This window comes from Brevibacillus sp. YAE8, from assembly GCF_057543335.1.
In genome coordinates, this window is the sequence record NZ_BAAIYG010000037.1 from 1 (window position 1) to 26,767 (window position 26,767).

The window sequence follows — 26,767 nt, forward strand, 5'->3', positions numbered from 1 at the left end:
TCCTCCTGTGATTCGTGTGAGCGGTTGGCAGACCGGCTCTCATCTTATCACCGAGTTCAAAGGATGGCTACTCATAGCTATAAGCTTTCCTGAACCCCCAGTCGAACTGGGGGTTTTCGTTATACAACAAAAAAACCGCCCTGCTGGCAGCAGGACGGCTGTCTGTTCACCTGTCGATTACTTCGCTTGCAGCTTCTGCTGCTTTACCCGGGCAATAAATGCCTCGGCGATTTTCAACATCTGGCTGTCGTGCGACCACATCCGCTCCGGATGCCACTGCACGCCGATAGATAGCCCGTCGAGGCTCTCGATTGCCTCAATCACTCCGTCAGCCGCGCATGCTGTCATCTGGAAGCCTGGCGCTACGTCTTTGACAGCCTGGTGGTGCGAGGTGTTTACCAGCACCTCCTGCTGCCCGAGAGCGTCCGCCAAAAAGCCGGGCTTGAGCGTGACCTTGTGTGCGCCGTATTGGCGGGAACCTTTTTGCGCATGCTGGAAGGCGCCCGGAACCTGGCTTGGAATGTCCTGAATGAGTGTGCCGCCACACGCTACATTCAAAATCTGCATTCCCCGGCAAATGCCCAAGATCGGCTTTTTCAGCTCCAATGCCAGCTTAATCACAGCCAGTTCGGCCAAATCTCGCTCGTATTCGATGTTTCCAAGCCCTTGCAGCGGCTCTTCCCCGTACAGATGCGGGGCAGGATCGTCGCCGCCAGTCAGGATCAGCCCGTCCAGCGATTCGATCATCTCCCGGAACGGCGCTTCCTGTACAGTCAGCAGCGGCAGGATGAGCGGAATGCCGCCTGCGCGGGCCACTCCGTCCACGTAGCCAGACCCGACATAGAAAAACTGGTCGAGGTGGTTATTCGGGAAATACATTTTCGTACACGCGACACCAATAATCGGACGCACGCCAAGTCACTCCCTTATGGCTACCTTAGTCTGTTTACTTGACATTCGATGCGTATTTGAAGTCGATGAACCCGAGGGCGTCCACGACGACGTCTTTTACGCTGTCCTGCTTCACCCAGGCATACGTGAAGTAGTAGATCGGCAGCGCCGGCATTTCGTCCATGACGATGGCGTCCGCCTTTTTCAAGATTTCCTTGCGTTTTGCCGGGTCGCCTTCTTTGGCAGACTGTGCGAGCAGGTCGAGGAACTCTTTGTTTTCCCACTTCGACGTGTTCAAACCGCCCTTGAACACTTCGAGGAAGTTGATCGGATCGTTGAAGTCGCCAATCCAGCTTGCGCGGCCAATGGTGAAGTTACCTTCCTTCATTTGCTCGCGGTGCACCTTGTTTTCCTTGTTCACCAGCTTGACTTCGATGCCGAACGCTTTGCGCCATTGGTCCTGGATCACCGTCGCAATGCGCTGGTTCACCTCTGTCGTATTGTAGGAGATAGTCAGCTCAGGCAGCTCGGTCAAGCCCGCTTCCTTCATGCCTTCTGCCAGCAGCTTTTTCGCTGTCTCCACGTCGCCGTCCTTGATGTAGCCATCCGGGTTGAGCGCCATGGTCGGCGGGAGGATTCCGGTCGCTGGCGTGCTCTTGAACGGCACGACGCTTTCGGAAATTTCCTTGCGGTTGACGGCTGTGGCAAACGCTTGGCGAATTTTTTTGTTGTCAAACGGCTTTTGCGTCGTATTGAAGATGTACCAGTACGTGCCTGCCGTCGCTTGCGTCTGCATTTTTCCGGAATCTTTCAAGGCATCCAGGGCATCAAGCGGCAGGTCGCCCAGCGGAGAGCCGGCCCAGTCCAGATCGCCTTTTTCGAACATGGACAGCTCGGTGTTCGGGTCTTCAATCATGTTGATGGTCAGCGTGGACAAATGAACCGCGTCTTTATCCCAGTAGGAGTCGTTTTTGGCAAATTCGATTACCGATTTGTGCTCCCACTTTTTCAGGACGAACGGGCCGTTGCCGATGTACGTCTCCGGCTTGGCTGCCCAGTCCTTGTTCCCCTCCACCACTTTTTTATTGACCGGGAAATAAGTGACCGATGCCACCAGCTCCGGGAAGAACGGCGCCGGGTTTTCCAGCGTCACGACCAGCGTTTTGTCGTCAGTCGCCTTGACGCCGACATCCTCTGCCTTCGCCTTCTTGGCGTTGAACGCTTCCCCGTTTTTGAGATAGTACAACTGGTACGCATATCCGGAGGCTGTCTCGGGATCGAGCACCCGTTTCCACGCGTATTCAAAATCGTGGGCAGTTACCGGATCGCCGTTGGACCATTTGGTATCGCGCAGGTGAAACGTGTAAGTCAAGCCATCAGCGGATACTTCGTACTTTTCGGCGACCGCCTCTTTCAGCTCGCCCTTTTCATTCAGGCGCAAAAGGCCATCGAATGCTGCACGGGCCACAGACATGGAAGGGATATCTTCCGCCAGTCCAGGGTCAATCGAGTTCGGCTCGCCTGTGTTCAGGTTGACCTGCATCGTTTGGGGCGCTCTCGTCTGCTCCTGTTGCGCACCTTGCGGATTTTCCGTGGTGCCGGCTTGCGGCGCTCCACAGCCAGCAAACACCAGACTGGTCAGCAAAACGGCGCAAAATGATAGATTCTTCAACTTTTTCACAACAAAACCCCCATCTGTGGAATAATTCTTCTTGATTGTTAGGAGCATGACTAAATAATATTATCTTGAGAAAATTTTGTCTACACGAATAAAAAGGAGATGGGTCTTATGCTATCCGGTCTTTTTGCCCCTGTTTCAGAGCTGCTCGAAGCGGCTGGCGGCGAATGGGGAGTCTATCTGGAAGATTTACAGACAAACGAAAAGCTCGCCATCAACGAAAATCAGCGCTTCTACGCCGCGAGCGTCATCAAGGTGCCGATCATGGCCGCTGTGTTCGCCGAAGCCTACGCCGGCAAGCTCGCACTGGGAGACAAGCTCAAGCTGCGCCAGGAGGACCTCGTGGGCGGAGCAGGCGTCTTGCAGCACATGACGCCCGGGACGGAGTTCACCGTGTACGACCTCGTCACCTTGATGATTATCCAGAGCGACAACACCGCCACCAACATGATGATTGACCTCGTCGGGGCAGACAGCATCCGCAGCATCATGCGCAAAACCGGAATGGAAAACAGCTCCTTTTACAACAAGCTGATGGTCGTGCCAGCCGAGCTGGAAGGCTACAACGAGATTACGGCCGCAGACATCGCAAGCCACCTCCGCTACCTGGCGACGGGAAAAGTCATCTCCTACGACAGTTGCCTGAAAATGATCGCGATCTTAAAGCAGCAGCAGCATCGCGACCGCTTCCCGTTTCTTTTGCCCGATCCGGACGGCGAGATCATCGGGATGGTGCCGAAGTGGGAGTTTGCGAACAAGACAGGCTCGGTCACGAAAATCACGCATGATGTCGGAATTTTCTATACAGGACCGCACGCGATCAGCGTCTCCCTGCTCAACAAGGGCCTGGCCCAAAAGGATGCCGCCAGCGTCATGGCGCGCATCGGCCGCCTGCTGTACGATACGTACGGCCCGAAAGCATAAGCATCCTGTACACCGCTCGCCCGTTTTGCCGGGCGGGCTTTTTTTGGCTAGCGGTTGTGCCGTCCACGCGAAAAAACGGGTCTTCCTCTTCTTTGACGAAAAGGAATGACCCGCTCGCTTTTTACTTATCTTTTTCCAAAATCAGATTGGACACTTGCCATGCGCTGGAGAAAGACAGCTCGGAAAGCTGGCCTTGCCCTTCGCACCAGTCCCCTGCAAAGAACAGGTTGCGGTAGTCCGGGAAGAAGGTAGGCATTGGCTTTTGGTTCATCGTCCATTTGATTTCCTGGACAACGGCACGGGCAGATACGCGCGGTACAACCAGTTGCTCGCGCCAGCCCGGGAAGTGCTTGTCGTACAGATTTTCGATCTCCTGCTTGCGAATCTCCGCCGCTTCCTTGTTGCCTACGTCAGCCTGGCGCATGTAGGCTGTCGCCTGCAAAAGCTGTCCGCCCTCCGGCACGCAAGTACGGTCGTAGTAGGAGATGTCTGTGATGAAAATATTGTTTTGCTTGTCGTAGATGTAGGAGAACGGCACATCAATCCGCTCTTTCAGACCGATATCGTAAACCATGACGACTGTCGGCTCGTATTCTGCGTGCTGGGCAACCGCGTGCTCCAGGCGTGTTTCTGCGAATACTTTTACCAATTCTTTCGGCGGAATACAGCAGACGAACTCATCAGCCGTAAACTCGCCCTCCGGCGTCACCACTCCAACCACGCGATCATTTTCTACGAGAAACTTCTCTACTTTGTTCTTGAGCATGATCGTGCCCTGGTTTGCCTCGATTACGCGAACGAACTCGTTAATCAGCGCCTGCCAACCGCCGCCGATGTACGCAACAGGCTTGTTCGTCGTGAACAGGCGGCTGTAGTACGTGAAGAACACATCAGACGGAATTTTTTCCGGTTCACGCGTAAAGAAGTTGGAGGAGGCGAGCGTCAGCATCATGTCTTGCACGTCTTCGCTGACTTGCTTTTTCTCCATCCACTTCTGAATCGACAAGTGCGGATGGCCCTTCTCCATTTTGAGCATCGTTTTCAAAATTTCAAACGTAAATAATACCTTGTCCATCCCTTTTAACAGCTTGGTTTGGAAAAGTCCTTGCACGTTGGAAGGAACGGCAGTCAAATCGCTCCCGATATCGTACTTTGCTTTTGTTGGATTGAAGTCTTGCCAGTCAATGTTGAGTCCGAGTTCTTTTTCAAACGTTCTCAAAACGGAGCTGTCGCGAGCATAAATGGCGTGCGCACCGAAGTTGAAGTTGAAGCCTTTGATCTTCAGTGTAACGGCACGTCCACCCAATTGTCCGCGCTCCAAAACCAAAACCTTTTTGCCTTTCGACGACAGGTAGGCGGCACTGGAAAGACCAGCCAGTCCGGCACCTACAATAACAACGTCATAGTGATTGGTTGTCATACACAATCTCCCCTACGCACTAGCGATGTTGATTACATGAGCTAAACCCTACAATAGAATAAGGGATGGATAAGGTGGAAGTCAACTATTATTGAACTGTGTCTATTTTTATACTGTCCGATACCATTTTTTACCTAGCATACGTGTGCTATGATGGGGAAAAAGGCAAAGGGGATGCCCGAAATGGACTGGAAGATCCCGATTCCTCCCGCGCAAAAAGAGGCAGGTTCGCTTCCTGCCATCCGCGAAAACAACGAGCCGATCGTTTCTCTCATGCAGTATGCCCCACAGCTTGAGGTATATCCAGCCTACTACCACGAAGGGCTTGCTTGCGCTATGGCGGACTGTCTCGTCCGAAGCTCGGTCGCAGACAGGCTGCTGCAAGCCGCAAAGCTGCTCCCCGCCAGTCTGCGGCTCGTCGTGCTGGACGGCTATCGCCCGCTTCAGGTGCAGCAAGCTTTGTACGACCGCTTCAAGCAGCAGCTTCTTGCCCAAGGCTGGACCGAGAGCGAGGAACTGTACGCCGAGCTGCACCGCTTTGTCGCCCGCCCTACTGCCGATCCGGCAAAACCGCCGCGCCATCTGACCGGAGGGGCTGTCGACCTGACGATTGCCGGCCCTGACGGCTGGCTTGTGATGGGGACCGCTTTTGACGACTTTTCAGAGCGCGCCTGTACCCGCTATTTCGAAACGCTCGCCGACATGTCCGATGCGGACCGGGAAGCACAGGCGAACCGCCGCCTGCTCTACCACGTCATGACTCGCGCCGGGTTTACCAACTACGCAGACGAATGGTGGCATTTTGACTACGGCAACCAGGCGTGGGCGGCCTGCACCGGAAGCGCCTGTGCCATGTACGGCGGCGTGTAGCCCGGTTCTTTTTCCGCGCAAACAAAAAGAAGCCCTATCGCGGCCACCCCTCAAAAGGAAGCCGCGATAGAGCAGGCTAGTCGTTGCGTCTTGTCATCTGCTGCCAGACCGTACCGCTGGCTGCTTCCCCGCTCTCGATCCGCTGCACGGCCATTTGCACCTGCAAGCTGACTTCGAACTCAGGGTCGTTCTGGGCCGCACGCAAGGCGTCCAGCGCCGTTTCGTCGCCCACTTCGAACAGGTAGCGGGCCGCACGCCAGCGCACCAGCTTGTTCCGGTCTTTGAGCGCCTCGCACATCGGCCCAATCGCCCGCGGATCGCCCAGATCGGACAGCGTATCGCCTGCCGTGCGTCTCACGGACACGGAATCGTCGCGAAGCGCTTCGAACAACAGCGGGAACACTTCGTCGCCTCCGACCATCCCCAGGTAAACGACAGCGAGCCTGCGAATGGACGGCTTCGGATCGCGCAGCGCTTTTGCCAGAACAGGCAAGTCTTCCTCTGTCGGTTCCATGCGGTCCAGCGCTTCATAGCGTTTTTGCCAGTCCGGATCGTCGAGCATGCCCGGGGTGACGACCTTTTTCTCGCGCTCGACCACCTGCGGCGTCTCGCCCGGCCCGAGCAGCATCGCCTGCTGGACGAGCTCCTCCACGCGGCTCTGCGGATACGTCGCGTCGATCTCCTGCGCTACCTCCTCGCCGATTTCGCGCAAGTCGCCGTAACGGACACCGTGCTCGACCCATTTGCGCTCCATAATCAGGTTCGGGGAAGCAGACCCGGCCTGCACGGCAGCCTGTCCGAAACGCTCAGGCAAGGCGGCGCGAATCTGCTCCGTCCCCATCGTCACCTTGACCTGCATCGGGACGCCGCGAAACATCTGGATGAACACCTGCGCCTCCCCGTAAGCTCCCGCTTGCTCCGCAGAGACGACCGGAATCGCCGTTCCTTTTCCCGCCTGCAAAACTTCCCGCGCCTCCGTCAAAATGCGCTGCCAGTCGGCATTCGACTTCCGCTCCAGAGCCAGGAAGTCCGCCGTATGAAAAATCGACGTCACCCCGTCAATGGCCAGCAGCTCCCGCATCAGCTCCGGCGCTTTTTGCGCTTCTGCTTTTGTATAAACATGTTGCACGCCACCTGGCAGAGTCTCGTCCACGTTCAGCTTCATCACGTTGGGACTCGGCGTCGGTTCGATGGACAACAGTTTCATGCTTTCGTCACTCCTTTTTCCGCAATGCTACCTCCCTCCTATGGTAGCACGGAAGCGGCTTCGTTTGCCAACCTGCGGGTGCGGCAAAAGCAGTTTGCGGCTGGAAGCAGACCTAGAGCTTCAGCCTGTAGTAATCGTTGGCCGACTGCACGACAAAGCCGCACGACTCGTACAGCCCGAGCGCCCGGCTGTTTTCACAGGCGACCTCAAGGGAAATCTCTGCGAAGCCTTCAGCTTCGAGCAGCGCAATCGTCTGCGCCAGTGCCTGGCGGCCGTAGCCTTTGCCCTGCTCGTCAGGATGGACGCAAAAGCCGTAGATAAACGCCTGCATGCCATTTTTGCTTACGCTGATTTTGCCGACCGCCCGTTCCTCTGCCAGCACCAGATACGTACTGGTACGAGGATCGTTCGCCATCTTCTCGTTCATCTCCCGTACCTGCGCTTCCTCCATCTGAAAACCGCGTACATCGAGCTGAATCAACGTCTCTTCATCCGCTGCGGTAACAGGCCGCAGCCGCACAGCGTGACTCAAGGCTTCCCGTCCAGATTTTCCTAAATCCATCCAGTATTCCGAATACTCGTATGGGGCGCCGATTCGCTTCTGATAAGCGGCCCCTGCCTGCGACTTTTGCTGGACGATAAACAGCAGGGCCGGAATGCCCCGCTTGCGGCACTCTGCTTTAGCCCTGTGCTGCAGTCCGGTAAAAATCCCTTTTCTCCGGTGATCCGGATGGACCATGCCGCTGACCTCCGCCTCTTTGGCGTGGAACACATACAGGCCAAGATATCCGACCAGCTTGTTGTCCGCGTAACAGAGAAAGTCCTCTGTGTGCTCGCCCGAACGCTGTTCCAGCATGTTCGGGTTTATTTTCAAAGCAATGCCGTCATGCCCGTTGCAGATCACAGCCAGTTGGTTGACTTCCTCAAGCTGTGCTGCTGTCAGCGATTTGATTGCCACGATCTCGTATCCCATGCGACTCTCCCCCTTTTTTGACGTCTTACCTCATCTCATCTTGTTAACTAGGTAATTAGATAAATCACGACTGAAATTATTAGACATGGCAAGCCAAAAAAGAAAAATATTTTAGCCGTTTCTTTTACCTTCTCATTTTCTTTTCGCATCTCATATTTATTGGCATTATTTTCACCAAGAACTTTTGAGGAATCAGGGTTAGACATGTGTTTACGATCAAGACCTAAATATGAACTGAAAATAACCCCTGATAATATTAGTCCCACTACACCAATAAAAAACTCATAAAGAACAAACGTTTTCAAAATGCTAATTTGAAAAAAAGAATATATGAAAACTAAAATCGAAATAATTAGGCTTGAAACTAGGCCGATCCTCATATTAATCCCTCCATCAAAAAGAAGGCGTCTCCCGCCTTCAATTGTTAGAATTTATCTACACTATTTTCTTTTAACGGCCACTCTTGACCAAGATTAAGGTTAAGTTTACTAGTGATTCTTTTTTCTTTCTTATAATTGTCTACAGATTTATTATGTTTAACTATTAATTTGTCTCCCTTTTCTTTTAGTTTATCTTTAAGTTCTGCTGGTATTTTTATAACTACATTTCCTTCTTTATCCTTTATATGAATTATTTCTTTTGACTCTTTAAGACCACCCGCTTTATTTATTTCTTCAACTATCTCGTACACTTCATCAGCCAATGGAACTGTAAGTCCAGTCAAACCGACGTAAACTCCCTCTCTATTTTTATCTAAGACTGTGACTGGAGCACCTACGATAATTTCTTGTTTTTGTTCAGCAAAAAGCTGTGATTCATTTTCTGCTTTGATATTGCTGCTTCCGAATGTTAGTAAAGCTGTAAACGCAATAACCCCTATTCCTGAAAGGACATATTTCCGCACAAAGTATTCCCCCTAATTAATATATTCAGCACCAAAGGTAAAATTCTCTACATTTAAACATTTTGTTTGTGGATCAACATTGAGTAGTAAGACTAAAACTGTGTTTAATCCAAGTACTTATGGATTAAGTTTTACAGTCCCTGTTGACCAGAAAATACCTCTTAATGAGCTTTCTAAATTGGCACCAGCAATAACTTTTAGATGACTGCTTGTTTCCCAATGGTTCCAGTTATAGGAACTATTAGGCTGTAGGTATTCAAAATGAATACCAGCTCCGTAATTTTTGTATCTTACTGACTGTGAAGAGTTGAAGGCCCCGAACCAGTGTTCGATGACATCAATACCATCCGAACCTGGGGAAATAACAATATTTGTTGGTTGTACATAATCAGACTGACAAGACGTCCCTGAACCATAATAACAAGTATAGCCATAGTACCTAAGGTAGTTTCTATTTTGTTTATGCAGCACCCTTGCATGCTGATCGGCCCCACCATTACCTCTATATAAAACATTGACTAATTCACGCGAACTCAAGTCGGCAGTATTTCGTACCTCGTATTGAAGTACTTTGTGATCCACACTCAAAGATGAAGTTAGAGGAGTATTGTTAGCATAGTATTTTTTCAGCGTACCTTCTGAACCTGCGACCAGATTAAGATCGGTTGCAGCGTAAACAGCAACAGCAAAAATAGATACCGATAGTAGCATCGTCAATGAAACTATAAACTTCCTCATCCTAAATAACCTCTCCTTTTTTGTAATATATATCCAATTTCACACATCTTCTATTCATTACAAAAGGGAGCATAGAACCATTATAATAGGTAAAAAAGTCACATAATTGGAAACTTTCAGGGAAAAACTATCCATTCACTCGATAAGAAATAAAATCAAACTCTTTCGTCGCGAGCTACTCGTTACGACAAACTAGCAAAGTCATTCTTGTTGTTGATATACGACCGCTATTTTCTTGACTCAATAATGCTTTTCCAGCCACGCCCTAGTCTTTTGTCAAAAATAATGCCTTCTCATCTCCTCCACCATTTCCTCCAGATTGTTCGCTACTTGCGGAATCGAATAGCCGACGTACAGCGGGGAAGTCACGAAGCGCGGCACCGCCTTGGCGATCAGCTTTTCTTTCCATTGATAAAAGAAGAAGTTGTAGCTCTGGTTGCGCGGGTTGACGTGGTGAAGAATCCAGTGCGCCAAAATTTGCAAATAATCAGCCATTTTGGGCAGCCGATCCAGGTCGGACAAAATGACGTTGTACTCAAAAAAGCCCGCGCGCGGATGCGTCGAGAGCGAACACTCCACCCCTGACTCCCGGTCGATGGTGATGCCGTGAAAGTCGCTGTCCCTGAGTTGCGCGCGATAGTCGTAACCCGTCAGCCCGACGATCTGCATGTGCGGGTGGCGAATGCTCCCGCCGGAATACAGCCCGTGGTTTTTGAAAAAGAGCACAGAGCGAAAAGAGCCGCTTCGCTCCATCTCCAGCCACTTTTCCACGCCAAAGGAAAGCAGGGCGTGCACGTGCTCCCGGGAGTAGGAGGACCAGTCGCCGTTGCACTCATCCGATTCAATCAAGACGGTCTGATACGTATCCTGCAGGACGGGAAATTTGTTCATCAGCCAGATCATGGAACCGCGCTGCTCCAGCACATCTGTCAAGCTGCCGCGATCGCAAAACGGACACGCTGTTTCCCTGTTGATTACGCTCTCCGGCTTTTTTCTGCCAATGTGCATGTTAAAGTGCAAGTGTGTCTGCGCCATCCAAAGTGTCCCTCCAATTTCTGGATACCTCCACTTTACACCGATTCGCGCGGAAAATCATGACGTATTTTCGCTCCCGCCATCAACTAGCCACAAATTGGCCTATTTTTCCATTTTTTGCGCGCTCGTTTCTTTTTTTACCCCAAATGGGTTGCATATAATGGGAGCAGCGATAACCGGAAAGGTGTTGGATGCGATGGAAAAATCATTCTATTACCCGGTGAGCTGGAGTGAAGCCCACCGCTACAAGGCGCTGCTCGATCAAGAGGGAGTGCCTTACGAAATCCAGTCTCCGCTCGATCTGCCCATTTTGGAAGAAGGCAAGCTGGCGATTGTCTTCCCTTCCATCCCGCTTCGGCTGTACGCGTGGGTACGTACCTTGTTTTATCGCGACGGCCTGCGCTATCCCGATACGTTTTCTTCCTTCAGGTAAAAGAGCGTGTCCCAAGTACCCCTCCCTCCCTTTCACATAAGATAGGAATAGCAATGTCGCGAGCGGCTGCAAAAGGGAGGTGAGGGAATGCCTGCATACAACATTCGCATTTCGATCGCGAAGCTCAGGCTCGATCTGTACGACGGAAACAAGCTCGTTCGCTCCTACCCGGTTGCGCTGGGCAAAATCGCCACGGCGACACCGCGCGGAGACTTCACCATCATCAACAAGGTGCCCTATCCGAACTCATACCCCGGAGGCCCGCTCAGCGTCTTCGGGACGTACTGGCTGGGACTCAGCAAGCCACATTACGGCATACACGGAACGAACAACCCGTCCTCCATCGGAAAATACGTCTCGCACGGCTGCATTCGCATGTACAACCAGGACGTCAACGCCTTGGCGAAGCTCGTCCCCATCGGCACCCCCGTGCGCATCCGGCAGCAGTGACGACACGCAAAGACCCGCCTCTTTTTGCAAAAGGCGGGTCTTTTTCACATGCAATGCTTATTCTTTTTGGCGACCGTCTGCTGGTCTTCCGTCTCCAAATATACGAGAAATCTTCGGGCTTGCTTGTACATGATCGACAGCGTCAATTCCCTGATCTTGTTCATGATCGCTTCTTTGTCCTTCGGATGGACTTCGCAAGCGAGCCTTTCTTCTTGCAACGCTAGGTAAGACATCACCCATTCCGGGTCCAACTTATAAGCAGGCAACGACAGCGACTCCTCTACTCTAGTGATCTTCTCTAGTCTACAGGAGATCGGCGTCGCTTTCCCAGCCTCAATAACTGGCTAAGCACACAGAGATTGGCACGCTGCCAATTACTTCCCCTGCTCCAGTTCCTCGACCAGCGCAGACAGCTCCGCCCAACGCTCCACGGCCGCTTCCAACTCGGCTGTCACCTGCTGCTCCTCGGCAAACAGCTTTTCTACCTTGCCGTAGTCGCTGCCCGCCCCGGCAATTTCTTTTTTCAGCAGCGCGAGGCGTTCTTCCAGCGAAGCGATTTTGCCTTCGATCGTATCCCAATCCTTCTGATCTTTGTAGGAGAGCTTTTTCGTGCGGTTGTTGCCGCGAGTCGCCTGACTGCCCGGCTGCTTCTCGGCTGGCTGCTGCTGCGCCCCGGCAGCGGCTGCCGCGTTCTCTCTCCGCTTTTCTTCCAGATATTCGGAATAGTTGCCTGTAAAGTGGCGAATCTGCCCATTGCCCTCAAAGGCGAACAGATGGTCAACCGTGCGATCGAGAAAATAGCGGTCGTGGGAAACGGTAATGACCGCTCCGGGAAACTGCTCCAAGTAGTCTTCCAAAATGCTCAACGTCTGGATGTCGAGATCGTTGGTCGGCTCATCCAAAAACAGCACGTTCGGCTCGCCCATCAACGTCCGCAGCAAGTACAGCCTGCGCCGCTCGCCGCCGGACAGCTTGGATATCGGCGTCCACTGCATCGACGGGGAAAACAGAAAGCGCTCCAGCATTTGCGAAGCCGTAATCGCCTCTCCGTTGCTCGTCGTAATCACCTCTGCCGCTTCCTTGACGTACTCGATCACTCGCAGCTTTTCGTCCATCTCCACGCTGTCCTGCGTGTAGTAGGCGATTTTCACCGTCGTGCCGACGTCAATCGTTCCGCTGTCAGGCTGGATGCGGCCCGCAAGCATGTTTAAGAGCGTCGATTTGCCGCTGCCGTTTGGACCGATAATCCCGATGCGATCTCCTGGCAACACGATATAGCTGAAGTCGTCGACCAGCTTTTTATCCCCGTACGCTTTTTCGATGTGCTCGATCTCGATGACCTTTTTGCCCAGGCGGCTTGCGCCCAGCGCCATTTCCAGCTTCGCCGCCGGACCGTCCACCGTCCGATCGCGCAACTCCTCTACCCGCTGGACGCGCGCTTTTTGCTTGGTCGTCCGCGCTTTGGCCCCCCGGCGCAGCCAGGCCAGCTCGCGGCGCAGCAAATTTTGCCGCTTGTCCTCTGCCGCCGCCTCGTTTTCTTCGCGCTCGGCTTTTTTCTCCAAAAACGTCGCGTAGTTGCCTTCGTAGCTGTACAGCTTGCCGCGATCCAGCTCAAACGTGCGGTTCGTCACGCGATCGAGGAAATAGCGATCGTGCGTGACGAGCAGCAAGGCGCCTTTGTAGCGGGACAAGTATTCCTCCAGCCACTCAACCGTCTCGTTGTCGATATGGTTCGTCGGCTCGTCGAGAATCAGCAAATCGGCTGGCTGGATCAGCGCTCTTGCCATCGCTACCCGCTTGCGCTGGCCGCCAGACAGCTCTTTTACTTTTTGCGAAAAGTTGTACAGACCGAGCTTGGTCAAAATCATTTTCGCCTGGGTATTGCTCTCCCACGCATCGGCCGCATCCATCCGGCTTTGGGCGGCAAACAGCCGCGCCTGCTTTTTCTCGTCTTCCGGGTCTTGCTGCACCGCTTCCAGCGCTACCTCGTATTCCCGCAGCAACTGGATGAGCGGGGACTCTCCGTAAAAAACTTGCGCAAGCACCGTAGATTCTTCATCGAAGCTCGGATTTTGCGGCAAATATTCCACGTGAAAATGGTTCGCATGAATGATTTTTCCGCTATCGGGCGTATCTTGTCCCGCCATGATCCGCAGCAGAGATGATTTTCCTGTGCCGTTGACTCCGATCAGGCCGATCCGCTGCTGCTCTGCGATATGAAAGGAGATGTTATCGAACAAAACTTTCTCTCCGTAGCTTTTGGAGAGGTTTTCTACTGAAATAATCTGCATGGTCGTCGTCACCTGTACTTTTCGATTTGCCGTCCTCACAGAATCGTACCATTTTTTTCGCGGAAGCTCTAGGGACTGACTGCCCGCAAATTGCCTGCCGCCAGATCAAAAGCAGGCGTACTCCCTGCAATCGAGAGTACGCCTGCCGTTCATTCAACGGTGAAGCCACTGTTCTGTGCGCGACAGCAGCTCGCCGATTTTCACATCGTGCACGACCAAGTCCGCCCATCCGTCCAGCGGAGTCGGCTCCTGGTTGACGATCACCAGCCTGGCTCCGTTTTCTTTGGCGCGCTGCGGAAACCAGTTGGCGGGACTGACCGTAAGCGACGAGCCGAGCACGATCAATAGCGGCGCGCGCTCTGTCCATTCCACTGCCAGGTCAATCTGCGACTGGGGCAACGACTCTCCGAACAGGACGACATCCGGACGAACGAAGCCTCCGCACTCACACTGGCTTCCTTCCTCCTGCAAATACCGCTCGCTCGGGTAGCTTTTCCGGCAGCGAATGCAACTGACCGTCGTCAACGTCCCGTGAAGCTGTGCGACCGCCCGACTCCCGGCCCGCTGGTGAAAGCCGTCTACATTTTGCGTGATGATGCCGGCAAGCAGGCCGCGCTGCTCCCATTTTGCCAATATTTCATGCCCGGCGTGCGGTTTGCAGGAGCAAAGCCCCTCGATTCGCATCCGGTAAAACTCCACGAACGACTCGCGGTTGCTTCGCATCGCTTGCGTGCTCGCGAGCTTTTGCGGATCATTTCCGCGCCACAGTCCGGTCTGCGAGCGAAAATCCGGCAAGCCGCTTTCCGTCGACATGCCAGCACCCGTAAAGACGACCGCGCCCGGCGATTCCTGCAGCCATTTGGCAAGCGCTTCCATCTGCATCTCCCTCTTTCTTTTTGCCCCCATTGTATCGGAGGAAAAAGAGGGTGTACAGCTAGTAAGCCGCAGAGTAGCCGTACTGCTGTGGATAAGCGGTTTGCGGCTGGCTAGGCGAATAGTAGGTGTAGCCCGCCAGCTCCGGGTAATGGGTGTACTGTCCGTACTCCGGCGGCTGCGTGTAAGCCGCAGCATCGTAGTAGGAGTTCACCGGCCATTGGCTGGAATACTGACTGGAATAGTCGTAGTGCGGATATTGGCTGGAAGTGTGCTGCCATTGGCTTTGGCCCTGGTTGGGAGCGGGGTTTGCCCCCTGCTGGCAGCCGAGCGGCGGGCCGATGACGACGGTCCGGGTAATCGGCGCAAAGGTGTCTTTTACCTTCGCTTCGTCAAGGCAATACGTGTGTGCCCAGATGCTCGCCGGGGTCAGTCGCAGGATGTCGGAGCCGAAAATCACTTCCGGTACAGGCGCGTCGAATATCGCGATCAGATGGGTATCGTCCGTCAAGGCTACTTCATAGTGCCACCAGCCCTGCGGCACGTTCGCCACTTGCCGCGGCTTGATATTGAAGTTGAGCAACTGGTTCGTAAACGGGTTGATGATCGAAACGATCGCCTCTCCCGTCACACAGTAGACGAGCTCGGAAGCGTTTTGGTGAATATGCGGCTCAATCACATTTCCCGTCGTCAGGAAAATGTCGAGCAACGATGTGTTGCCAAGCGTGTTCAGTTGCTGGATGCCGAGCGCGTCAATGAAGTTCCCGGCGTCTTTGCGAAAAAACGTGTTGTTGCGCAGATCGTATGTGAATTGCGTATTGGGTGAAGTGTAATCCCGATAGGATGTAGCCATCTGTCCAATTTTCCCTCCAACATGTGGGTATATGTCTCATACGTATCCATATTCCGCTGCCCTCAGTTGGTGCGCCCATGTTTAGGCGCCGCTTTGCTCGCTACGGCCTGCGCGCATGCCTTGGCACTCTTCCTCCTTTTATACATATGGTGATAACAGTCGCGCCAAGTTCTCTTTTGGAGGGGATGGGAAGTGGCCACCTATTTCGTTTCGGATATTCATGGACAGAATCAGGCTTTTCAGCGGGCATTGCGTGATGCCTCTTTTTCCCCGCAGACAGGGGATCGCCTCTATGTGATTGGCGACATGATCGACCGCGGGCCCGAGTCCAAGGAAGTGCTGTTCGAGCTGTTCCGCCTCCGCCAGCAGTACCCGAACCAAGTCTTTCTGCTCAAAGGCAATCACGAGCAGATGCTGGAAGATTGGCTGCTTGGGCAAGGAAATCCGAAGCTTTACTTGCGCTACAACGGAGGGGATGCCACGATCCGTTCGCTGCTCGGCCCTCATCCGCTGCGCCGGGCGTTTCTGCATTCCATGCCGTCTGCCGCAGAACAGGAAGAAGCCCGGCGGTTGATTTTGGCCGAGTACCCGGGGCTGTTGCCGTCCTTGTCCAGCCTGCCTTTGTACATGGAGCTTCCGGCTGACCCGCAATCAGGAGCGCCCGCGGTTCTCCTGGTCCATGCCGGGATTCGCCCGGGAATCCCTCTGCACGAGCAAAATCCAGAAGATCTCCTGTGGATTCGGGAGCCCTTCTACCTTTATTATGGAGGAGACAGGCCGATCGTCTTCGGTCACACCCCTGTTCCCCGGTTGCCTGACTATGAGGGCCATGGGCCGTGGCGGCGGGGCAATCTCGTCGGGATTGACGGTGGAGCTGCTTACCGGCGCGGAATCTTGTTGGTAGAGTGGCCCTCTTTGCAATCGATCTTCGTCCCGATTCGCGACGCCCAGCCCACCATGTCCGTGCGGATCATCTGAGTTCGACGACACCTCCTTTGTGTGGCAAAGCTTTGGCTCCTACCTGTGGCTACTGCTTCAGGTAGCGTTTCCCGCTTTTTTTCGGACAAGCCGCTTTGCTTTTACAAATTGTTACTTTTTATAATCTACTTCCGATTCGTAATATGATAAGATAGAGGGACGAGGTGTTGTTATGAAACGTCAACAAGTGATGGAACAATCCATGTTTGCGGCATGGGGCGTGTCCCTGATTGCCACAGCGGGAAGCCTGTTTTTTTCGGAAGTATTGAAGTACATACCGTGCGATCTGTGCTGGTACCAGCGAATCTTGATGTATCCGCTCATCATTTTGCTGGGGGTGGCCTCCGCCAAAAAAGATTACAAGATGTCATCATACGCCCTGATTCTTTCGCTGATCGGCGGCTGCATCTCCCTCTACCATTACCTGATTCAAAAGGTGCCTGCCCTGCATGAGCTGGGCAACGCTTGCGGTATCGTGCCTTGCAATACGGACTACATCAACTGGTTCGGCTTTATCACGATTCCGTTTTTGGCGCTGGTCGCCTTTACGCTGATTAGCATTCTGCTGTTCATCGTCATGAAAAACGCAAAGGAGATTTGATGCATGAAAAAAATTATCTTTTTTTCCATCCTGGTAGCTGCGCTGCTCATTGGCGCCATTGTGTACTCGGATATTTCCAACCGCGAGGCGGCTGCAGGCAACCCGTACGGAAAAGCCAATCTGAATCCGGCTACCATCGAGCAACTGAAAGATCCGCTGTACGACAACCTGATTATGCCAGAAGAGTTGAAGCAGAAGATCGAGAGCAAGGAAGACTTGTTCGTCTACTACTACAGCCCGCTGTGCGAGCATTGCCGCGCAACCACCCCGGTCCTCGTGCCAATCGTCAAGGACATGCAGATCGACATGAAAAAGCACAACCTGCTTGAATTTAATGCAAGCTGGGATGAGTTCCAGATCGAATTTACCCCGACCCTGGTTCACTACAAGGACGGCAAGGAAGTCGCTCGTCTGGTAGGCGGCCACGAAGCCGACGAGTGGAAGAAATGGCTGGAAGAGCAGAAAAAATCATAGTGGCAAAAAGCCCTCGGACTTTACCGTTCGGGGGCTTTTTGCTGCCTCGGTGACAAATATGTGAACGCATACAACGAGAAATAGCCCAAACGAGTCATTAGGCTTTTGGAAGCGAATGCCTATAATGGGTAATGGGGAATATTCCAGGAAAACGGAGGTAATGGCGTTGACCCTCATCGACTTGACCGAAACGTTTGGCTTTCGGGCGACGTGGAACCCGGAGCTGATTTTGTTGACCGCTCTCATCGGACTTGCCTACTTTTCGCTGACAGGACCTTTGCGCCGGACGTTTCCGGACGCAAAGCCAGCCACGCTCATACAGAAGCTGTCGTTTTCCGCTGGCTTGCTGCTGTTTTATTTCGGCATGGGCAGCCCGCTAAACGTCGCTGGCCACTTTTTGTTCAGTGCCCATATGCTTCAGCAGTCCATTCTCTACCTGGTGATGCCGCTGTTGCTTTTGTCTGGCACACCAGCCTGGCTCATGCGCTCGCTGTTTGACCGCAGGGGGCTGAAACAGGTTTTGCGCGTGGCGAGCCATCCGATCCCGGCCGTCCTTTTGTTCAATGCCCTATTTTCGTTTTACCACATGCCTGTTATTCTAGACATGGCGATGAACAACCTGGCCGTACATAATCTGATTCACCTGCTGCTTTTGGTTGCGGCCATTTTGATGTGGCTGCCTGTCATCGCCCCTATTCCGGAGATTCATCGGCTGTCCGAGTTGCAAAAGCTGGCCTACATTTTTGCCAACGGCGTGCTGATTACGCCAGCCTGTGCGCTCATTATTTTTTCGGAATCGGCGCTGTACGGCACGTATGTCAACGGTCCTTCCATGTTGTGTGCGCCGTTCTTCTCCGCGCCGATCGACAAATCGATGTTCGCCGTTCCGCTCCTGCCTCTGGACGATCAGCGGCTTGGCGGAATCATCATGAAGCTGGTGCAGGAGTTGACGTACGGCTCCGTTTTGGCCTATGTGTTTGCCGCCTGGTACCGGAAAGAAAAAGATCAGCCGGACGATCAACTGATCCCGCAATAACGGCCCAAAAAGCGGCTCTCTCATTTTACTTGCGAAAAAAGGAGGCATCCCGCGTGCCACTCACCCCGACTGCCGCTATCCGGCTGAGACGGCTGCTGCTGTTTTTGCCGCTGCTCGTCCTCGCCGCGCTCGTCGCCTCGTGGTTTTGGCTGAGCCCGTCGTCGGTTTCGGCCAAGCTGCCGGACGTACAGCTACAGACGCTGGACGGAGAGGCTTACTCCCTCGCGCCGAAGCCCGGGAGCATCCGCCTGGTCGAGCTGATCTATACGCGCTGTCCCGACATTTGCCCGACGACCACCGTGAAAATGGTGCAACTGCAAAAACGGCTGCAAGCGGCTGGACTCATGGGGCACGGCATTGAGTTTTTGACGATTACGATCGACCCGCAAAACGATACGCCGGACGTGCTGCGCTACTACGTCAAACAGCTCGGGATTGCAGACGAAGGCTGGATTGTTTTGCGCGGCGACGAAGAGACGATTCGCACCGTGACCAGCTCTCTCGGCTTCTTTGCGAAAAAGACCGAGGACGGCTTTATCTCGCATACGTCGAGCACTTACCTCGTCGATCAAAACAACGCGGTCATCCGCAAGTTCGGGATGGGCGAGGACTTTGATCCGGAGCAAATTTATCAAGAGTTGTTGAACTTGAAGAAGGAAGGGTAACGCAAATGAAACGCTTTTTCACGCTATGCCTGTCCGCACTGGTCGTTTTGGCTGCGGCTTGTTCCAGCCAGAACGACCAAGCGCTGGAAGCTTCCGGCGCCCCAGTTGACGCCGCTTTTTCGATAGAGCCTGCCGAGCCAGTAGCGGGGCAACCCATTACGTTTTCGGTCAAGGTGACGCAGGAAGGCAAGCCTGTGGACGATGCCCGGGAAGTGTCCTTCGAATGGTGGAAGGATGGACAGGAAAAGCACGAGACGATTCCGGCGAAACTCGTAGCCGATGGCGTCTATACGGCGCAGCAGACGATCAGCGAGCCTGGCTCCTACTTTGTCTACTACCACGTCACCGCCCGCGATTTCCACAACATGCAAAAGACGCCTTTTACCGTGAAAGCCGCAGCCAGCGCCGACCACGCCGCTACGGGTCATGCAGACGGCGGACACGAGCACGGCAAAGCAGCCGCAGACAAAGCGCATGCAGCCAGTGGAGTCGACTTTCACTTGATGCCTCCAGACGAGCTCAAGGCGCAAACCGAAGCGGCCATGGTCGTTCATCTGCTAAAAGACAACCAGCCATTTGCAGAAGGTACGGTCAAGTTCGAGTTTTGGACGGGAGATGAGGTGAAGCACAGCTTCGTCGATGCGAAAGAAACGAGTCCCGGGCAGTACGAAGGCCGCCTCTCCTTCCCCGCTTCCGGGGAATACACGCTGAAGGTCCATCTGGAAAAAGGCGACGTGCACGACCACAAAGATTTCACCGTGACGGTCAAGTAACAGGCACATAAGCCTGGCACCTGATCGGGACGGCAAGCCAAGACGGCCTTTCCCATCCGGGAAGGCCGTTTTGCTAGAAAGCGCTGCGTCTTTTCGTATTAGCAAGTAAAGTAGGCAATCCGGTTCAGTTCCAAGCCATAGTATTCCCAGCGGTTTCCTCTCCAGCGGTAGCCTGTTACGGACGAACGACCGATGAATACGGGATAAAACCAGAAAGACCGCCCATTTTGCAGCCAAATGTACGTATAGCGATACAGGCACGGATAAAATCCGCCTGGTTCAATCCGACGCGTTCCCCCGTATCCTCGCGATCCCGGCGAGCTGGGCGTCCTGCCTGGGGGTGGGCCTGGCGGCGGGGGAGGAAAACCTCCAGAAGAACCTCCGGGTGGCGGTGGCGGCGGGTAACCTCCTGGGGGATACTGATATGACATGACGTTTCACCTCCTACAAGTCTCCCTATAAGAGATGCAGCAAACGCACAGATGGACTGTGCGTTTGCCCGTGGTCATTCACCTATTTTTCCGCTATTGTCCTCTAAAAACTGCTGTTGGCAGCAGACTGGCTATCCGTTCGCAGCCGGTTCGTCCCCGTTCAAATGAGCGGTGCTGTTCGCAAACCGGATGATCTTCCATTTCGGCGTCTGTTCCAACAGATGAATCCCTGTGTTGTCAGAGTGGAACCAAACGTTATTCTCATGCGGCAACGGAAGGAAGCTTTCTATCAGTTTGGTTATCATTCCGCCGTGGGAAACAATCGCAATCCGCTTGTACGCTTTGCTGTTTTCCTCGATAGAAGAAAGGATGCGTTCCGCGCGTGCCCTGAACTCCCGTATGCTCTCCGTCTCCTGCCTTTCTCTCAGGTCATCCAGCTACGCTACCGGACAGCCGACCGCGTCGGCTAAAATCCCGGCTGCTTGACTGGCTCGCTTCAACGTACTGCTCCAAATAAACTCGGGCGGAAACTCTTTTTGCACGCGAGCAGACATTTTCGCCACTTGGATAAGCCCTTTGCTCGTCAAAGGCAAATCGGTAGAACCCGTGTAATCCTCTGGCAAAAAGTCAATACGGGCGTCCGCCCATGATGAAGCGGTATTCCCAATGCGTATTTTTGAAATCGGTAATTTTCACGCCGCCAGACTCCTTGGAGAAGGTGTGCAGCAGCTTGTCGTCACCCATGTAGATGCCGACGTGGGTAATGCTTTGCTTAGGCACGTTGATGCCTTTGTAGTCGGACTCCTTGTAGCCTTTATAGGCCATGAAAAAGACCAGGTCGCCTTTTTTCAGCTTGTTAATATCTGTTGTATAAGTGCCGTTGCTTTTCACAAAATTGGCTTGGGAGCGCGCGCCGCCGTTGCCCATGTCGATATTGGCGCCTTCGCGGTACGCCCACATCGTAAACTCGGAGCAATCCATCGTCTTTTTGTTCGCACGGGACGAGCCGTACTCATACGGTGTGCCGATGTATTTTTTCCCGGCCGCAATCACCTTGTCCGCGATTGCAGAAGAGTTGGACTCCTCCTCCTGACCCGGGTCCGGAGTTGTGCCCGTGCCGGTGTCCTCCGCCAAAATTCGGCGTGCGCCAAGCAGCTTCTTCGTATAATCGCTGACTTTTTTCAAAACTACCGCATCTTCGCCTTGCGAAGAGTATATGTACTGGTCATTTCCGATGTAAATTCCCATGAAGGCAGGTGCGCCTTTTCCATTCGAGGAAAAGAACAGCAAATCTCCAGGCTGGATATTGTCTGCCGAGACGGACTTTCCGGCTTTGTACAGCTTGGCAATCGTGTCGTCAATCGTCACGCCGGCTTGTTTGTAGATGTACGTAGCAAGTCCCGCAGAGCCGAACGAGTTCGGACCAACCGCCCCGTATTTGTAGTCTTTGCCGATCAGGGATGTAGCGACCTGCACGATTTTTCCTGCTTTGACAGAAGATTGCGAATCCACAGTCTTAGCTGCTGCCTGTCCACCTTCTGCGAACAGAAGCAGGGATGTGCTTAGCATGACGGCGACAGTCGACTTTTGCAACCAATCTCGTTTCGTCATTCGTTCTCCTCCTGGCTGTGTTTTTTCCCAACGGATCGGGTACAATCCCACTTTACTGGAAAAACTCGACCCGTATAAGTCTGTAAATCTTTCCAACAGAGGATTTGATTACATAGTCGGATGACCATAGCCCTGTATCCCAGGCCTGTCTGACCGATTCGCCCCATACCTTTTCCCCATGCCAAAAAGGCCCTTGTCCGCTCCCGGGACAAGCGCCTGCTCGCTTGACAGGTCCTGGCATCGCTACCGAGGTTTTCGCTTACCTCTCGCAAGCGCATTGCACAAAAACTGTACGGTTTCTCCCATTTTCAGCCGATGCGAGCCTTTTACCAAAAAAGTAGTGTCGGGCTTCATTCTTTTGGCGAGACTGCGGTGCAGGACCTCTTTGTTCGGGCAATGCATGACCCGGTTCGCGGGAAAGCCTGCCCGGATGGCCGCGCGCGCAATATGGCGGGCACTTCTCCCCAACGTGTACAAATAATCCACATTTTTTTGACTCAAATACTCCCCGACTTCCTCGTGCCCTCGCACTTCGTAGCAGCCCATCTCCAGCATGCTCGCCAGCACGGCTATTTTGGTGCTGTGTCCAGACTGGCTGAGCACATCAATCGCCGCCTTGGCCGCATCCGGATTGGAGCTGTACGTATCGTCCAGCACCTGGACATTGTGGGCCAACCGATAGCTGACGAGCCGCTTCCGCTGCGGCTGGAACCGGCGCAGCCCCTCCCGAATTTCCTGGAACGGGATGCCGAGTGTATGCGCAACCGCAATCGCCGCCAGCGCATTGTACACGTTGTGTTCTCCCAAAATCGGAATGAACATCGCCTCCCTTTGCTGCTGAAACGAGCAGACGAAGGAAATTCCGCCTTCCTCCTGCGCAATGCTGTCCGCCCGATAATGCGCTTCCTGCTCGACCCCGAACGTAACGAATCTACCAGCAAACGTCCCTGCAAAAGGCTGCTGGGTAAACTGGCGCGAGTATGGACAATCCCAATTGAGAAAGACGATACCGGTAGACTTCATGTTGCGGATCAGCTCGGATTTTGCCATGGCGAGCCGTCCGATGTCTCCGCCGAAATTGCCGATGTGCGCAGTGCCTATGTTCGTTATAACCCCCAGATTCGGCTGAATGATCTGGCAATGCTGGCGAATATGTCCACTCCTCAATATCCCGAATTCAAGCACGGCCGCTTTGTGCTCGTCCCGCAAACGGCTGACATGCGCTCTCGTATTGCCCAAAAAGTTCTTGTTGTACATCGAACGATACGTGGGCATGCGTCTTTGTAAAATCGCATAGATCATTTCTTTCGTCGTCGTTTTTCCGGCGCTTCCCGTCACCGCGATCACCGGCTTGTTCAGAATCACCGTCTTTGACGGCCCTGTTTTTGTCTTTTTCCCTTTCTTTTTCACTGACATTCCCCCCTCTCCCAATCCGCTTTCGTATTGTATGTCCGAGGGAAACAGCCTGTATAGACCGCTATCTATGAAAACGTTCCGCTTCTATCCAAAACGGACGGACGACTTTTGGAATAGAGTAGAGTGGAGAGGTGAAGCCAATGAAAAAGAAGGTCACCATCGCCGCTGTAGGCGATATCCTCATGTGGAAGGAGCAGGTGGCTTGCGCCAAGCTGGCTTCTGTGGATCAGTATTCCTTTTCGGATATGTTCGCTCCGGTCGCCCCCATCCTGTCAGGCGCTGACTTGACGATCGGCAATCTGGAGACAACGTTTTCCGGCAAAGGCCAGCCCTACCAGATCGGCTCAGCACGAACTGGCTATCCTCGGTTCAACTGTCCCGACGAGCTGGCGCGCGACCTGAAGCAAGTCGGCTTTGACGTCGTGACGACCGTGAACAACCACTGTCTGGACGGAGGGCCAAACGGACTTTGCCGCACACTGGACGTCCTGGATCGCTACAAGCTTGCGCACACAGGCACGTACCGCTCCCCGCAGGAGGCGAGCATTCCCTTTGTCCGGGAAGTGAACGGCATCCGCATCGCGCTGCTCGCTTACACGTACGGAACGAACAAACAGGTCATTCCCGCCCACATGCCATGGCTCGCCAATCTCATCCGCCGCGACGCCATTTTGCAGGACATCGCCGCCATCCGCCCGCTCGTCGACCTCGTGATCGTTGCGCTGCATTTTGGCGTGGAATTCCGCTACACCCCGACAGCGAACCAGCGCCTGCTCGTGCAAAGTCTCCTCGACCACGGCGCCGACGTCATTCTCGGCGCGCATCCGCACGTCCTGCAACCCGTTGTCACCCCGGCGATCTCACTTGCGGGTGGCAGAAAAAAGCGCACACTCGTCGCCTACTCGCTCGGCAATTTCACTTCCGAGAAAATGCTGCACTTCGATCAGTCACAGATTGGGGCCATTCTGCGCTTTTCTGTGGAAAAGGATGCCCACGGGCAGGTCGCCATCGGACAAATCTCCGTCATCCCGACCTACTGCCAGCGCTTCCTGCAAGGAGGCCGCGTCCGTTTTCGGGTCATTCCCATCCGCTCGTACTTGAAGCATCCCGATCCGCACCTTCCCCTGCTGCAACGAAAAAAGCTGCGGCTCCTGTGGAACCGCGCGATTCAAATCATCGGCCGTAAGCCAAGTATTTTGATCGAGTAACAGGGGGCCAAAAGCCTGGCTCCCTTCCTTCTTTTTCTTCGTTCTTTGCCAAGGCTTGCGCCGCCGTTGTGGACAAGCTTGTGGCTGCCCAGCCGTTGCCGCATGCAATTTGACAGTTATCGAAACATTTTGGTAAAATCATCAAGTAACCACCAATATTAATTTGGGTAGTTACAGAAAGTTGTTTTATCCGGCATTCCTATGAAAATTTTTCACCTGGGCTGTTCGCTGTTGAATCCGATACAAAAGGGAGAGATTGCTTTGCTGCATGTTCGCGCGATTACCGCCGATGAGGTGACAGCGTTTGCTGCGTTCGGCCGCCAGTCCGGGCAGGTTGTTCACGATGTCGCTACCTATTTGGAAGCGATGCTGGCAAAAGGAGCCATGCGCCGCGAATGGTGCTTTGTCCTGGAGAAAGACGGGGCGTGGCTGGGAAGACTCGCCTTCTGGACGCTGCCTGGAAGCGAAGTGGCGACAGACGTCGTGTTATGGGATGTGCCGTGGGAAGCGGCTGACTGCGCCCGGCTTGGGCTTGCTCTGTTTCGCGAGGCGTGCTTGCTGATGGGCACGCAGTTGGACGGCACGATCGGGCATGTAGTGGACACTCCCCCGATGACGCCGCAGTGGCAAACCCATCCCGCCAAGCGACAGGCCGTGCTGGAAGCTGCCGGCTTTCAGCTCAGCCGGATGACGGACCGTTTTGATTGGCATGCGCCGCCCGACCGCGCGCAGACTGCTCTCGGTCACAGCAAAAACAGCGAACACGAAATCGTGTACCGCACCATGCCAGAGGTAGGGGAAGCGGCGTTCGTCGATGCGATCGAGCGCGTCTCCCGCTCCACCTTCGACCAGTACATCGTTCAAGAGCGCCAGGCAAAAGGAGCCGCGGCTCAGGCCGAGGAAATGTTTCGCGATTTGCAGCGGATGGCCCATCAGCCCAAATGGTGGCAGCTCGCTTATACCCGAGACGCCAAGCTCATCGGGTTACTCATGCCTACGGTCAGCCCGACGTATGCCACCATCGGGTACATCGGCGTCCTGCCTGAACAACGCGGAAACGGCTATATTCATCCGCTGCTGCGCCGGGCAACCGAGCTTTTGCTTGCGGCAGGACAGACGTATATCCGCGCTGACACCGACCAGCAAAACAAGCCGATGGCCCATGCCTTTTTACGTGCCGGCTATCGCCCGTTTGCCAGCCGCCTGGAGTACAGCCTGGTCCGTTCGCCCTAGTCCGTGAGCAGCCAGGCCAGTTTGCAAAAGCAGATAAGCTGGCCTTGCCGCGCTTTTTAGCAAAAGGCTCGTTGCCAACGGGTAACGAAAAAAAGGGGGCGACTGCCGAAGCAATCACACCCTTTGCTGCCTTTTTCCGTTTACCCCGCATGCACTTTTGATACCGCTGCCCCTGGCTGGGCCAGCGGTTCTTCAGACAGCGCATGACGCAGCAATTGCGTAGCCCGCTCGATGTCCACATTTTTTACGAGAGCAATTTCACTGACCATCATCTGCTGGGCATTGTCTAGCATCAACTTGTCACTCGTGCCCAATATTCTGCCCTGGCTGATCCGCCACAAATCACGGATCACTTCCGCCTGCTCATAAATATCGCCGCTCTTCATTTTTTCTGTATTCTGCTTGTATCTCTGTGCCGCATTCAACGTGGAGTCAGGGCTCTCTGCCTGCATGATCGCCAACACTTCATCCAAAATGCCAGCCTCTACGACCATGCGAATGCCCAGTGCGGACATTTTTTCAACAGGGACCATGATATTCAACTCTTTTTGCAGCATGTTGAGCACATAATAGAGCTGCTTTTCACCCAGGAATTCTTTTTCTTCCACTGCCTCGACTACGCCTGCCCCGTGCATCGGGTAAAAAATCTTGTCACCTACATGAAACATACGTCCACCTCCTACAATGCGATCTAATTCATTATAACACAGTTATCGAATTTAAAAATTTTTATTTTATCATGCACTTTTATTTTAAGTCAATATTTAATTTTGGATAAAAATGCATGAAAGATTCGTGAAG

At 53.7% G+C, this 26,767-nt stretch carries 28 protein-coding genes and 1 pseudogene; 12 read left to right on the forward strand and 17 right to left on the reverse strand.

The genetic code is table 11. The annotated features are described in order from the left end of the window. Positions 1–177 precede the first annotated feature (177 nt). Both AC27IT_RS25330 and AC27IT_RS25335 read right to left on the reverse strand, forming a co-directional pair. Positions 178–912 carry a gamma-glutamyl-gamma-aminobutyrate hydrolase family protein gene (locus AC27IT_RS25330; RefSeq protein ID WP_005833193.1) on the reverse strand — a complete coding sequence of 245 codons (735 nt, stop codon included), beginning with the start codon at positions 910–912 and terminating at the stop codon, positions 178–180. 34 nt (positions 913–946) lie between these two features. Beyond that, positions 947–2,572, reverse strand: a complete 1,626-nt coding sequence (locus AC27IT_RS25335) for a peptide ABC transporter substrate-binding protein (protein ID WP_005833194.1) — start codon at positions 2,570–2,572, stop codon at positions 947–949. Positions 2,573–2,680: 108 nt separating this feature from the next. Between AC27IT_RS25335 and AC27IT_RS25340 the strand changes: the two genes are divergently transcribed. Then, the gene (locus tag AC27IT_RS25340; RefSeq protein ID WP_005833196.1) at positions 2,681–3,493 is read left to right on the forward strand and encodes a serine hydrolase; all 813 of its coding nucleotides are present in this window, start codon (positions 2,681–2,683) and stop codon (positions 3,491–3,493) included. Between the two features lie 121 nt (positions 3,494–3,614). Here the strand turns inward: AC27IT_RS25340 and AC27IT_RS25345 are convergent, their stop codons facing one another. Further along, complete coding sequence (locus AC27IT_RS25345) at positions 3,615–4,913, reverse strand: phytoene desaturase family protein (protein ID WP_487092159.1); 1,299 nt, start codon at positions 4,911–4,913, stop codon at positions 3,615–3,617. A 183-nt stretch (positions 4,914–5,096) separates the two neighbouring features. Between AC27IT_RS25345 and AC27IT_RS25350 the strand changes: the two genes are divergently transcribed. After that, a complete protein-coding gene (locus tag AC27IT_RS25350) occupies positions 5,097–5,783 on the forward strand; it encodes a M15 family metallopeptidase (RefSeq protein ID WP_340673279.1) in 687 nt (228 codons plus the stop codon). 76 nt (positions 5,784–5,859) lie between these two features. Here AC27IT_RS25350 and AC27IT_RS25355 read toward each other — a convergent pair whose 3' ends face one another. The 6 genes from AC27IT_RS25355 to AC27IT_RS25380 form a co-directional block, all read right to left on the reverse strand. After that, on the reverse strand, positions 5,860–6,990 hold the full coding sequence (locus tag AC27IT_RS25355; RefSeq protein WP_005833200.1) for a virulence factor: 1,131 nt from the start codon (positions 6,988–6,990) through the stop codon (positions 5,860–5,862). Between the two features lie 112 nt (positions 6,991–7,102). Next, positions 7,103–7,963, reverse strand: coding sequence for a GNAT family N-acetyltransferase (locus AC27IT_RS25360; protein WP_429778012.1), 861 nt, complete (start codon positions 7,961–7,963; stop codon positions 7,103–7,105). A gap of 47 nt (positions 7,964–8,010) precedes the next feature. After that, positions 8,011–8,343 (reverse strand): hypothetical protein, encoded by a 333-nt coding sequence (locus tag AC27IT_RS25365; RefSeq protein ID WP_007777427.1) that lies wholly within the window; start codon positions 8,341–8,343, stop codon positions 8,011–8,013. 44 nt (positions 8,344–8,387) lie between these two features. Continuing rightward, positions 8,388–8,867 carry a hypothetical protein gene (locus AC27IT_RS25370; protein ID WP_005833204.1) on the reverse strand — a complete coding sequence of 160 codons (480 nt, stop codon included), beginning with the start codon at positions 8,865–8,867 and terminating at the stop codon, positions 8,388–8,390. Between the two features lie 117 nt (positions 8,868–8,984). Next, positions 8,985–9,605: a hypothetical protein gene (locus AC27IT_RS25375; RefSeq protein ID WP_283859045.1), complete on the reverse strand. Its 621-nt coding sequence runs from the start codon at positions 9,603–9,605 to the stop codon at positions 8,985–8,987. Between the two features lie 276 nt (positions 9,606–9,881). Then, positions 9,882–10,640 (reverse strand): DUF4931 domain-containing protein, encoded by a 759-nt coding sequence (locus AC27IT_RS25380; RefSeq protein ID WP_005833205.1) that lies wholly within the window; start codon positions 10,638–10,640, stop codon positions 9,882–9,884. A 196-nt stretch (positions 10,641–10,836) separates the two neighbouring features. Here AC27IT_RS25380 and AC27IT_RS25385 point away from each other — a divergent pair, with 196 nt between their 5' ends. Both AC27IT_RS25385 and AC27IT_RS25390 read left to right on the forward strand, forming a co-directional pair. Further along, on the forward strand, positions 10,837–11,073 hold the full coding sequence (locus AC27IT_RS25385; protein WP_007784848.1) for a hypothetical protein: 237 nt from the start codon (positions 10,837–10,839) through the stop codon (positions 11,071–11,073). Positions 11,074–11,160: 87 nt separating this feature from the next. Then, complete coding sequence (locus AC27IT_RS25390; protein WP_005833208.1) at positions 11,161–11,523, forward strand: L,D-transpeptidase; 363 nt, start codon at positions 11,161–11,163, stop codon at positions 11,521–11,523. A gap of 44 nt (positions 11,524–11,567) precedes the next feature. Here the strand turns inward: AC27IT_RS25390 and AC27IT_RS25395 are convergent, their stop codons facing one another. The 4 genes from AC27IT_RS25395 to AC27IT_RS25410 form a co-directional block, all read right to left on the reverse strand. Then, positions 11,568–11,789 carry a hypothetical protein gene (locus AC27IT_RS25395; protein ID WP_005833210.1) on the reverse strand — a complete coding sequence of 74 codons (222 nt, stop codon included), beginning with the start codon at positions 11,787–11,789 and terminating at the stop codon, positions 11,568–11,570. A gap of 108 nt (positions 11,790–11,897) precedes the next feature. Next, positions 11,898–13,814, reverse strand: coding sequence for an ABC-F family ATP-binding cassette domain-containing protein (locus AC27IT_RS25400; RefSeq protein ID WP_487092161.1), 1,917 nt, complete (start codon positions 13,812–13,814; stop codon positions 11,898–11,900). A 153-nt stretch (positions 13,815–13,967) separates the two neighbouring features. Then, a complete protein-coding gene (locus tag AC27IT_RS25405; RefSeq protein WP_005833212.1) occupies positions 13,968–14,690 on the reverse strand; it encodes an NAD-dependent deacylase in 723 nt (240 codons plus the stop codon). A gap of 58 nt (positions 14,691–14,748) precedes the next feature. Next, on the reverse strand, positions 14,749–15,540 hold the full coding sequence (locus tag AC27IT_RS25410) for a cupin domain-containing protein (protein WP_026558457.1): 792 nt from the start codon (positions 15,538–15,540) through the stop codon (positions 14,749–14,751). Between the two features lie 192 nt (positions 15,541–15,732). Here AC27IT_RS25410 and AC27IT_RS25415 point away from each other — a divergent pair, with 192 nt between their 5' ends. From AC27IT_RS25415 to AC27IT_RS25440, 6 genes are all read left to right on the forward strand, one after another. Then, positions 15,733–16,518 carry a metallophosphoesterase family protein gene (locus tag AC27IT_RS25415; protein WP_283859042.1) on the forward strand — a complete coding sequence of 262 codons (786 nt, stop codon included), beginning with the start codon at positions 15,733–15,735 and terminating at the stop codon, positions 16,516–16,518. A gap of 172 nt (positions 16,519–16,690) precedes the next feature. Then, positions 16,691–17,119: a disulfide oxidoreductase gene (locus tag AC27IT_RS25420; RefSeq protein WP_005833216.1), complete on the forward strand. Its 429-nt coding sequence runs from the start codon at positions 16,691–16,693 to the stop codon at positions 17,117–17,119. Between the two features lie 3 nt (positions 17,120–17,122). Further along, positions 17,123–17,593 carry a thioredoxin family protein gene (locus AC27IT_RS25425; RefSeq protein ID WP_005833218.1) on the forward strand — a complete coding sequence of 157 codons (471 nt, stop codon included), beginning with the start codon at positions 17,123–17,125 and terminating at the stop codon, positions 17,591–17,593. 166 nt (positions 17,594–17,759) lie between these two features. Further along, positions 17,760–18,629, forward strand: coding sequence for a cytochrome c oxidase assembly factor CtaG (gene ctaG, locus AC27IT_RS25430; RefSeq protein ID WP_238501170.1), 870 nt, complete (start codon positions 17,760–17,762; stop codon positions 18,627–18,629). 53 nt (positions 18,630–18,682) lie between these two features. Next, positions 18,683–19,294: an SCO family protein gene (locus tag AC27IT_RS25435; protein WP_007784837.1), complete on the forward strand. Its 612-nt coding sequence runs from the start codon at positions 18,683–18,685 to the stop codon at positions 19,292–19,294. Positions 19,295–19,299: 5 nt separating this feature from the next. After that, the gene (locus AC27IT_RS25440; protein WP_007784833.1) at positions 19,300–20,067 is read left to right on the forward strand and encodes a FixH family protein; all 768 of its coding nucleotides are present in this window, start codon (positions 19,300–19,302) and stop codon (positions 20,065–20,067) included. A 562-nt stretch (positions 20,068–20,629) separates the two neighbouring features. Here AC27IT_RS25440 and AC27IT_RS25445 read toward each other — a convergent pair. The 3 genes and pseudogenes from AC27IT_RS25445 to AC27IT_RS25455 all read right to left on the reverse strand — a co-directional run bounded on the left by AC27IT_RS25445 (position 20,630) and on the right by AC27IT_RS25455 (position 23,525). After that, a pseudogene (locus AC27IT_RS25445) lies at positions 20,630–21,121 on the reverse strand (histidine phosphatase family protein). A 4-nt stretch (positions 21,122–21,125) separates the two neighbouring features. Further along, a complete protein-coding gene (locus AC27IT_RS25450; protein ID WP_007784828.1) occupies positions 21,126–22,109 on the reverse strand; it encodes a C40 family peptidase in 984 nt (327 codons plus the stop codon). Positions 22,110–22,352: 243 nt separating this feature from the next. Beyond that, a complete protein-coding gene (locus AC27IT_RS25455; protein ID WP_431809224.1) occupies positions 22,353–23,525 on the reverse strand; it encodes a UDP-N-acetylmuramoyl-tripeptide--D-alanyl-D-alanine ligase in 1,173 nt (390 codons plus the stop codon). A 140-nt stretch (positions 23,526–23,665) separates the two neighbouring features. Here AC27IT_RS25455 and AC27IT_RS25460 point away from each other — a divergent pair, with 140 nt between their 5' ends. Both AC27IT_RS25460 and AC27IT_RS25465 read left to right on the forward strand, forming a co-directional pair. Further along, positions 23,666–24,733: a CapA family protein gene (locus tag AC27IT_RS25460; RefSeq protein ID WP_238501163.1), complete on the forward strand. Its 1,068-nt coding sequence runs from the start codon at positions 23,666–23,668 to the stop codon at positions 24,731–24,733. Between the two features lie 261 nt (positions 24,734–24,994). Then, positions 24,995–25,966 carry a GNAT family N-acetyltransferase gene (locus AC27IT_RS25465; RefSeq protein WP_238501165.1) on the forward strand — a complete coding sequence of 324 codons (972 nt, stop codon included), beginning with the start codon at positions 24,995–24,997 and terminating at the stop codon, positions 25,964–25,966. A 140-nt stretch (positions 25,967–26,106) separates the two neighbouring features. On the opposite strand, the gene AC27IT_RS25470 is transcribed toward AC27IT_RS25465, so the two are convergent. After that, positions 26,107–26,634: a CarD family transcriptional regulator gene (locus tag AC27IT_RS25470; RefSeq protein ID WP_005833235.1), complete on the reverse strand. Its 528-nt coding sequence runs from the start codon at positions 26,632–26,634 to the stop codon at positions 26,107–26,109. Positions 26,635–26,767 lie beyond the last annotated feature (133 nt).